Origin of the sequence: Mesorhizobium sp. M4A.F.Ca.ET.050.02.1.1 (genome assembly GCF_003997725.1) — a bacterium.
GTDB lineage: Bacteria > Pseudomonadota > Alphaproteobacteria > Rhizobiales > Rhizobiaceae > Mesorhizobium.
Genome location: NZ_RZSG01000221.1, coordinates 1 through 8,062 on the forward strand (window position 1 = coordinate 1; position 8,062 = coordinate 8,062).

9 protein-coding genes and 1 pseudogene are annotated in these 8,062 nt (G+C 65.1%); 9 read left to right on the plus strand and 1 reads right to left on the minus strand.

Annotated elements, in window-relative coordinates; all coding sequences use genetic code 11:
* The 3 genes and pseudogenes from EOA33_RS16340 to EOA33_RS16350 all read left to right on the plus strand — a co-directional run.
* Positions 1 to 229 (plus strand): annotated as a pseudogene (locus EOA33_RS16340) (molybdate ABC transporter permease subunit); the annotation flags it as partial.
* Complete coding sequence (modC, locus tag EOA33_RS16345; RefSeq protein ID WP_127406062.1) at positions 226 to 1,338, plus strand: molybdenum ABC transporter ATP-binding protein; 1,113 nt, start codon at positions 226 to 228, stop codon at positions 1,336 to 1,338. The pseudogene EOA33_RS16340 and the gene modC, both read left to right, overlap by 4 nt.
* 79 nt (positions 1,339 to 1,417) lie before the next feature.
* The gene (locus tag EOA33_RS16350; protein ID WP_126053955.1) at positions 1,418 to 1,759 is read left to right on the plus strand and encodes a winged helix-turn-helix domain-containing protein; all 342 of its coding nucleotides are present in this window, start codon (positions 1,418 to 1,420) and stop codon (positions 1,757 to 1,759) included.
* Positions 1,760 to 1,783: 24 nt separating this feature from the next.
* Here EOA33_RS16350 and cobF read toward each other — a convergent pair whose 3' ends face one another.
* Positions 1,784 to 2,557, minus strand: a complete 774-nt coding sequence (cobF, locus tag EOA33_RS16355; protein WP_127406063.1) for a precorrin-6A synthase (deacetylating) — start codon at positions 2,555 to 2,557, stop codon at positions 1,784 to 1,786.
* 255 nt (positions 2,558 to 2,812) lie between these two features.
* Here cobF and EOA33_RS16360 point away from each other — a divergent pair, with 255 nt between their 5' ends.
* From EOA33_RS16360 to EOA33_RS16385, 6 genes are all read left to right on the plus strand, one after another.
* Positions 2,813 to 3,841 carry a DUF4424 domain-containing protein gene (locus tag EOA33_RS16360; protein WP_127406064.1) on the plus strand — a complete coding sequence of 343 codons (1,029 nt, stop codon included), beginning with the start codon at positions 2,813 to 2,815 and terminating at the stop codon, positions 3,839 to 3,841.
* Positions 3,841 to 4,359 (plus strand): dihydrofolate reductase, encoded by a 519-nt coding sequence (locus EOA33_RS16365; RefSeq protein ID WP_126053958.1) that lies wholly within the window; start codon positions 3,841 to 3,843, stop codon positions 4,357 to 4,359. The genes EOA33_RS16360 and EOA33_RS16365 overlap by 1 nt, the downstream gene beginning before the upstream one ends.
* A gap of 169 nt (positions 4,360 to 4,528) precedes the next feature.
* Positions 4,529 to 5,644: an FtsH protease activity modulator HflK gene (hflK, locus tag EOA33_RS16370; RefSeq protein WP_126053959.1), complete on the plus strand. Its 1,116-nt coding sequence runs from the start codon at positions 4,529 to 4,531 to the stop codon at positions 5,642 to 5,644.
* A complete protein-coding gene (locus tag EOA33_RS16375; RefSeq protein WP_126053960.1) occupies positions 5,644 to 6,585 on the plus strand; it encodes a protease modulator HflC in 942 nt (313 codons plus the stop codon). Before hflK ends, EOA33_RS16375 begins: the two co-directional genes overlap by 1 nt.
* Before the next feature lie 6 nt (positions 6,586 to 6,591).
* Positions 6,592 to 6,777 (plus strand): DUF2065 domain-containing protein, encoded by a 186-nt coding sequence (locus EOA33_RS16380; protein WP_126053961.1) that lies wholly within the window; start codon positions 6,592 to 6,594, stop codon positions 6,775 to 6,777.
* 143 nt (positions 6,778 to 6,920) lie between these two features.
* Positions 6,921 to 8,062: Do family serine endopeptidase (locus EOA33_RS16385; RefSeq protein WP_127406065.1), on the plus strand; the 1,142-nt coding region annotated here is incomplete at its 3' end.

An 8,062-nucleotide genomic window follows, 5' to 3' on the forward strand; every position in this document is an offset into this window, starting at 1 on the left:
GTCCTTCGCCAAGGCTATGGGCGAGTTCGGCGCCACAATCACCTTCGTCTCCAATATCCCCAACGAGACGCAGACGCTGCCGTCGGCGATCTATACCTTCACGCAGGTGCCGGGCGGCGATGACGGCGCGCTCAGGCTGACGCTGATCTCGATCGTCATCTCGATGGCCGCACTGGTGGCGTCTGAGATGCTGGCCCGGCGCGTCGGCCGGCGGATGGATATCGAATGACGCTGCTCGTCGACATCGGCCACCGCCTCGGCGATTTCGCGATCGACGCCAGTTTCGAAAGCGCTGGCCGCCTGACGGCTCTGTTCGGTCCTTCGGGCTCCGGCAAGTCGACGCTGATCAATTTGATCGCCGGGCTGATCCGACCGGAGAAGGGGCGGATCGCTGTCGATGGGCGCGTGCTGGTCGACACCGAGACCGGCGCCTTCGTGCCGATGCACAAGCGGCGCATCGGCATCGTGTTCCAGGACGCGCGGCTCTTTCCGCATTTGAGCGTCGCAGGCAATCTGCGCTATGGCCGATGGTTCACGCCGGCGTCCGAGCGCTATGCCGACATCGATGGCGTGGTCGATCTGCTCGGCATCGGGCATCTGCTCGACCGGCGGCCGGCTAAGCTCTCGGGCGGCGAGAAACAGCGCGTGGCCATCGGCCGGGCGCTGCTCGCCAGCCCGAAACTGCTGCTGATGGATGAACCGATGGCCTCGCTCGACGAGGCGCGCAAGGCGGAGATCCTGCCCTATGTCGAGCGGCTGCGCGACGAGACGAATATCCCTATCGTCTATGTCAGCCATTCCGTCGCCGAAGTGGCGCGGCTGGCGAGCGACGTGGTGGTGCTGGCGCAAGGCAAGGTCGCGGCCGCCGGTCCGACCGGAGCGATCATGCAGCGGCTCGACCTTTTGCCGGCGGAAGAGCGCGGCGAGGGCGGCGCGGTGCTGGACACCAAGGTGCTGCGCCATGAGGAGAGCTTCGGAATGACCGTGCTCGACTCGCCGGCGGGCGAAATCCGCGTGCCACGCCTGGCGCGGCCGGCCGGTGCGCCGGTGCGGCTGCGCATCCGCGCCCGCGACGTCATGATCGCGACCGAGCAGCCGGCGGGTCTCAGCGCGCTCAACATACTGGCGGGGACAATCACGGCGGTGAGGCCGGGTGTCGGACCGACGGTGGAGATCGCCATCGAATGCAATGGCGTGACGGTTCTGGCGCGCATCACCGAACAGTCGAAGCACACGCTTCGGCTCGCGCTCGGCCGCAAGGTCTTTGCGGTGATCAAGACGGTGAGCTTCGACAGCGCGACGACGGGGCCAGGGCTGCCATCCGAAGCCGATGGGTGACGAAAGGACAATGTCGCTATGTTGGTTTGGAATAGCGATAGAGCCGTCGAGGGTGCTAGTCTGATCGCGGAGGACAAAGATGCCGTCGCTGAGCTTGCGGATAAACCTCGATCCCGACGGGCGTATCGGGCCGGGCAAGATCGAGCTTCTGGAGCAGATCGCTGCCTTCGGCTCGATATCCGCCGCGGCGCGCGGCATGGAGATGTCCTACAAGCACGCCTGGGACCTGGTCGAGGACATGAACCGGGTGTTCGGCAAGCCGCTGGTATCGGCGCAGACCGGCGGCAAAAAGGGCGGCGGCGCCCAACTGACCGCGGTCGGCCTGGCGGTCGTCAGCCGCTTCCGGGCCATAGAGCGGGCGGCGACATCCGCGGCGGCGCAGCACATGGAGGCCTTGCAGGCGGAAATCGATGCCGGTTGAGTGCCGCCCCGTTCCGAGTGGTCCCTATTCCTCGGGCTCGCCGGGTTTGCGCAGCAGATAGGTGTCCATGATCCAGCCCTTCCTTTGCCGGGCTTCCTCGCGCACTCTTTCGATCTCCGCGCCGACATCGCCAAGGCGGCCGGAGATGGCGATCTCGTCCGACGTGCCGAGATAGGCGCCCCAGTGGATGACGAGATTCTCGTCGGCCAGCGTGTTGAAGGCGCATTTTCCGTCGAGCATGACGACCGTGCTGCCGGCATTCTCGGGCATGCCCTCCTCAGTCAGGCGGCGGCCGGTGGTGATCAGCACGGGGTCGCCGATACGATTCAGTGCCATCTTGTGGCTGGCGGCCAGCGCCTGGACGGCGGTGATGCCGGGAATGACCTCGAGCGCGAAATCGACGTTGCCACGCCGACGCACCCGCTCGAGGATGCGCAGCGCGCTGTCGTAGAGCGAGGGGTCGCCCCAGATCAGGAACGCGCCGCAGCCGTCTTCCGCAAGCTCGTCGCGGATCAGGCCTTCATAAATTTCGGCGATCGCCTCGTGCCAGTCGTCGACCGTGGCGCGGTAGGAAGGGGAGGGTTCGGCCCGCACCGGCACGTCGAATTCCACCCGACGCGATTTCGGGTTGGTGACGAAGCGGTCGCAGATTTGCCGGCGCAATTCGGCGAGATCGTTCTTTTTCGCGCCCTTGTCGGGAATAAACAGGACGTCCGCCCGGTTCAGGCCGCTGATGGCCTGGACCGTCATATGTTCGGGATTGCCGGCGCCGATGCCGATGACCAGAAGCTTGCGCATGGGCGCTCTCCTGCCCGATCGGGGCGCCGGTGTCCAGACAGCATGGGGCAAGCGGCAACACGAGCGTTGAAGGGGCTTTGAAACGCCACATTGAAACGGCTAGAGCAGTTCATCGTTTGGTGGAAACGCTGAACTGCTCTAGCTATTTGTCTTACGCAATTCCGGACGGAAAACCGCTACACACTTTTCCTGGAATTGCTCTAGATGTGGACGCGCATCCGGTTGGGGCCGGCCCTGCCGTCGAGAGGGGGATCCATGTTCCGCACCATCCTGACCGCAGCGCTGGCTTTGTCGGCCGCGCCGGCGTTCGCCAACGATTCGATTGCCGAGCTTGGAACCGGCGGGCTGATCCTGTCGCGCAGCGATGCCGTCGCCATGGAGAGCGAGGACCTCTTCATCTCGCAAGAAAAGGTGACGGTCGACTATGTCTTCCGCAACAACACCGACAAGGATGTCGACGCCATCGTTGCCTTCCCGATGCCCGACATCGAAGGCGACCCGAACGAGATGCCGGCGATCCCCGAGGCGCAGAGCGACAATTTCCTCGGCTTCGAGGTGACTATCGACGGCGTCGATGCAAAGCCGCAACTGGAGCAGAGAGCCTTTGCGCTGGGTATCGACATCAGCGCCGATCTCAAGGCGCAGACCGTGCCGCTCTATCCGTTCGGCGACGCGGCCAAGGCGGCGCTGGCGAACCTTCCCAAGGAGGTCGCCGAGGATTGGGAGAACCGTGGCATCATCATCGAGGATAGGGCCGACGACGGCTCGGGGATGAAGACCGTCTACGCCCCGTTCTGGCAATTGCGTTCGACCTACTGGTGGCGCTCGACCTTCCGAGCCAACAAGGCCGTGCATGTCTCGCACCGCTACAGGCCGAGCGTCGGCGGAACCTCGTCGGTCAGCTTTTTCTATGATGGCCAGTTCCAGGGCCAGTATGCGACCTATAAGACCCGCTATTGCATGGACGACGGCTTCGAGAACGCCGTGCGCAAGGCGGCCAAGGACAATCCCGACGGCTACCCGCAATATTTCGAAAGCAGGATCGCCTATATCCTGACCACGGGCGGCAACTGGGCATCGGGCAGTATCGGCGATTTCAAGCTGACCGTCGACAAGGGCAGCCCGAAGAACCTGGTCTCCTTCTGCGGCGACAATGTGCGGAAGGTCGGACCGACGACCTTCGAGATGACAGCGAAGGACTTCTATCCTGAGCACGACATCGACATATTGCTGCTCGAGCCGTCGGACGACACGAGTGGCGGCGACAGCGGGAACGGTGGCTAATGGATATCGCAATCTACGTCGCCATCGCCGACAACGGCGTGATTGGGCGCGATGGCGGCCTGCCGTGGCGGCTTTCCACCGATCTCAAGCGCTTCAAGGCCGACACGATGGGCAAGCCGATCATCATGGGTCGCAAGACCTATGAGGGCATTGGCCGGCCGCTGCCGGGCCGGCTCAACATCGTGGTGACGCGCGACAAGGCCTGGCGGGCCGAAGGAATCGAAATCGCGCATTCGCTCAAGGAGGCCATCGCGCTTGCCAATGTGCGCGGGCGCTGCATGGCCGGCGCCGACGAGATCTGCGTTGTCGGCGGCGGCGAAATCTATGCCCAGGCATTGCCGCTGGCCGACCGGCTGCATGTCACCCATGTGCTCGCAAGTGTCGAGGGCGATGCGCATTTTCCGCCGATCGACACGGACCAGTGGCGCGTCGCCAGCGCCGAGGACTTTCCGGCCGGCGAAAAGGACAGCCACGCGACCCGCTATACGGTCTACGAGCGCCGTGGCGGCGCAAACTGAAGACGACTGCGTCGCTTCTTGAAGACGATAAAGGGTCGCTACCGGTCCAAAACGGATGGCTGGCCGGCAGATCGCGTTGAAAGCGTGCCGTGGCGACCCTATAGAAGGATGACATTGGATATTGCGCTGTCAGGCCGGCGCCGAGGGAATTCCAAGCGAAAGGACATTCATGCCCTGGAACGACAAGAGCGGTGGCGGCGGCCCATGGGGCGGCGGCGGCAATCAGGGTCCCTGGGGGCAGGGGCCCAAGGGCCCGAGCGGCCCGCAGGGCTCACCGCCCGATCTGGAAGACATCATCCGCCGCGGCCAGGACAGATTGCGCCGCGCCCTGCCGGGCGGCGGTGGCGCCAGCCCCGCCGTATTCGGGCTGATCGCGGCTGCGCTGGTCGTGCTGTGGGCGTTCAAGGCGGTCTACACCGTGCAGCCCGACGAGGTTGCGGTCGAACTGCGCTTCGGCAAGCCGAAGGCCGAGCTGTCGCAGCCCGGCCTGCATTTCCACTGGTGGCCGGTCGAGACCGTCGAGACCGCCAACATTGCCGAGCAGCTGGTCGATATCGGCGGCGGCGCGAGCGGCAGCAACAGTTCCGGACTGATGCTCTCGGGCGATCAGAACATCGTCAACGTGCAATTCTCGGTCGCCTACCAGGTCTCCGACCCGAAAGCCTATCTGTTCGACGTGTCGGATCCTGACGGCATGCTGAGGCAGGTCGCCGAAAGCGCCATGCGTGAGGCCGTCGGCCGGCGGCCGGCGCAGGACATCTTCCGTGACGATCGCCAGGGCATTGCCGCCTCGGTGCGCGAGATCATCCAGACGACGCTGGACGGCTACAAGGCCGGCCTCAACGTCAACGCGGTCTCGATCGAGGACGCGGCGCCACCGCGCGAGGTGGCCGACGCCTTCGACGAGGTGCAGCGCGCCGAGCAGGACGAGGACAAGTTCGTCGAGCAGGCCAACCAGTATTCCAACCAGAAACTCGGCCAAGCGCGCGGCGCGGCGGCGCAGATCCGCGAGGACGCGGCAGCCTACAAGAACCGCGTCGTGCAGGAGGCCGAGGGTGAGGCGCAGCGCTTCATCTCGGTCTATGACGAATATGCCAAGGCGCCCGAGGTGACGCGCAAGCGGCTTTATCTGGAAACGATGGAGAGGGTGCTGAAGGACTCGAACAAGGTGATCGTCGAGCAGGGCAATGGGCAAGGGGTCGTTCCCTACCTGCCGCTGCCGGCACTGCAGCAGAAAGCGCCGGCGCCGGCCACCTTTGGCGCCACGACGGGAGGAAACCAGTGATGGCCAACCGTCTCCCCATCGTCGCCGTCGTCGCGGCGGTCATCCTGTTCCTGATCTATTCCTCGGTGTTCGTGGTCAACGCGCGCCAGCAGGCGCTGGTGCTGAGGTTCGGCGAGATCGTCGACGTTAAGACCGAGCCTGGCATTTATTTCAAAGCGCCTTTCGCCTTCTTCGATGCCGACAGCGTGCAGCTGATCGAAAACCGCGTGCTGCGCTTCGACCTCGACAACATCCGTGTCCAGGTGTCGGGCGGCAAGTTCTACGAGGTCGATGCCTTCATCGCCTACCGCATCTCTAACCCGCGCGTGTTCCGTGCGGCGGTGTCCGGCAGCATCGAGCTTGCCGAGCAGCGGCTGAGGACACGTCTCGATGCGGCGCTGCGCCGTGTCTACGGTCTACGCGACTTCGAGGCCGCGCTCTCCGAGGAACGCGCCGTGATGATGCGCGAGGTGCGCGACCAGCTCAGGCCCGACGCCACCTCGCTCGGCCTCGAGATCGAGGATGTGCGCATTCGCAGGACCGATCTCACGGCCGAGGTTTCGCAGCAGACCTTCGACCGCATGAAGGCCGAGCGTCTCGCCGAGGCCGAGCGGTTGAGGGCCCGCGGCAACGAGGCGGCGCAGCGCATCAAGGCCCGCGCCGACCGCGAGGTGGTCGAAATCGTCGCCGAGGCGCAGAAGGAATCGGAAATCCTGCGCGGTGAGGGCGAAGCCCAGCGCAGCGCAACCTTCGCCTCCGCCTATCAGCGCGACCCGGCCTTCTTCGAGTTCTACCGCTCGATGAACGCCTACGGTACGGCGCTGGACAACACCGGAACGACCATGGTGCTGTCGCCGGAATCCGAGTTCTTCCGCTATTTCCGCGACCCGAACAGCACGGAGACACCGGCAAAGCCAACGGCGCCGGCAACGCCGCCTGCGCAACCCGGCACCGGCCAGTAGCGTCCGGTGCAGGACTTTCTCGCGGCAATAGGCCTGGTCCTCGTCGTCGAGGGCCTGGTCTATGGCGGATTTCCTGGCCTCGCCAAGAAACTCGCCACCGAAGTCCTGTCGATGCCGGAGACGGCGCTGCGCATCGCCGGACTGGCGGCGATCGCCATCGGTGTCGGCATCGTCTGGCTGGTGCGCGGCTGACGAAATTTCTTGGTGCCGGCGTAACGGACGATTTATCCTCTGCCGATAGCCACAGCCGCAAACGTGCCGTATTTCTTGCCAACATGACGCAACGCGGCGTTTTTGCGGAAGCGCTTTCTTTCAGAAACACCGGGAGGCCCTCGATGACATCCAACACCCTTCTGCGCGTGGCCAGGCGGACGCTTGTCGCCGGCGCAGCGGCGCTGCTCGTCGGCACCCTCGTTGTCCCGTCCACCGTCACACCGACCGTCGCCGCCGACGGACCGGCTTCGGTCGCCGACCTTGCCCAGGGGCTGCTGGGTGCCGTCGTCAACATCTCGACCTCGCAGACGGTAAAGGGCACAGAGGGACCCGGCGCGGTGCCGATGCCGCAATTGCCCGAGGGCTCGCCGTTCCAGGACTTCTTCGACGACTTCTTCAAGAACCGCGGCGGCGACAAGGGCGGCGGCGGCCAGAAGGTGCAGTCGCTGGGCTCCGGCTTCGTCATCGATGCCGAGCAAGGCATCGTGGTGACCAACAACCACGTCATCGCCGACGCCGACGACATCGAGGTGAACTTCTCGGACGGCGTGACGCTGAAAGCGACACTGGTCGGCACCGACACCAAGACCGACGTCGCCGTGCTGAAGGTCGATCCGAAGGGCCACAAGCTGACGGCGGTGAAGTTCGGCGATTCCACCAAGATGCGCGTCGGCGACTGGGTGATGGCGATCGGCAATCCGTTCGGCCTCGGCGGCACGGTGACGGTCGGCATCGTCTCGGCACGCAACCGCGACATCAATTCCGGCCCCTATGACGACTTCATCCAGACCGATGCCGCGATCAACCGCGGCAATTCCGGGGGTCCGCTGTTCAACAGCCTGGGCGAGGTCATCGGCATCAACACGGCGATCATCTCGCCGTCGGGCGGCTCGATCGGCATCGGCTTCTCCATTCCCTCGCAGCTTGCCTCGGGCGTCGTCGAACAGCTTCGACAGTTCGGCGAAACGCGGCGCGGCTGGCTCGGCGTGCGCATCCAGCCGGTCACCGACGACATTGCCGAAAGCCTCGGCATGGCGACCGCAAAGGGCGCGCTGGTGGCCGGCGTCATCAAGGGCGGACCGGTCGACAACGGCACGATCCTGGCCGGCGACGTCATCATCAAGTTCGACGGCAAGGACATCCACGAGATGCGCGACCTGCCGCGCGTCGTCGCGGAAAGCCCGGTCGGCAAGGCAGTGGACGTGGTCATCGTGCGCAAGGGCGTCGAGCAGACGGTGAAGGTGACGCTCGGCCGGCTCGAGGA

What these genes read in the sequence shown, in the direction of transcription:
- EOA33_RS16365 (WP_126053958.1), top strand. Translation starts at nt 3,841, where the DNA reads ATGGATATCGCAATCTACGTCGCCATCGCCGACAACGGCGTGATTGGG.
- modC (WP_127406062.1), top strand. Translation starts at nt 226, where the DNA reads ATGACGCTGCTCGTCGACATCGGCCACCGCCTCGGCGATTTCGCGATC.
- cobF (WP_127406063.1), bottom strand. Translation starts at nt 2,557, where the DNA reads ATGCGCAAGCTTCTGGTCATCGGCATCGGCGCCGGCAATCCCGAACAT.
- EOA33_RS16360 (WP_127406064.1), top strand. Translation starts at nt 2,813, where the DNA reads ATGTTCCGCACCATCCTGACCGCAGCGCTGGCTTTGTCGGCCGCGCCG.
- EOA33_RS16350 (WP_126053955.1), top strand. Translation starts at nt 1,418, where the DNA reads ATGCCGTCGCTGAGCTTGCGGATAAACCTCGATCCCGACGGGCGTATC.
- EOA33_RS16375 (WP_126053960.1), top strand. Translation starts at nt 5,644, where the DNA reads ATGGCCAACCGTCTCCCCATCGTCGCCGTCGTCGCGGCGGTCATCCTG.
- hflK (WP_126053959.1), top strand. Translation starts at nt 4,529, where the DNA reads ATGCCCTGGAACGACAAGAGCGGTGGCGGCGGCCCATGGGGCGGCGGC.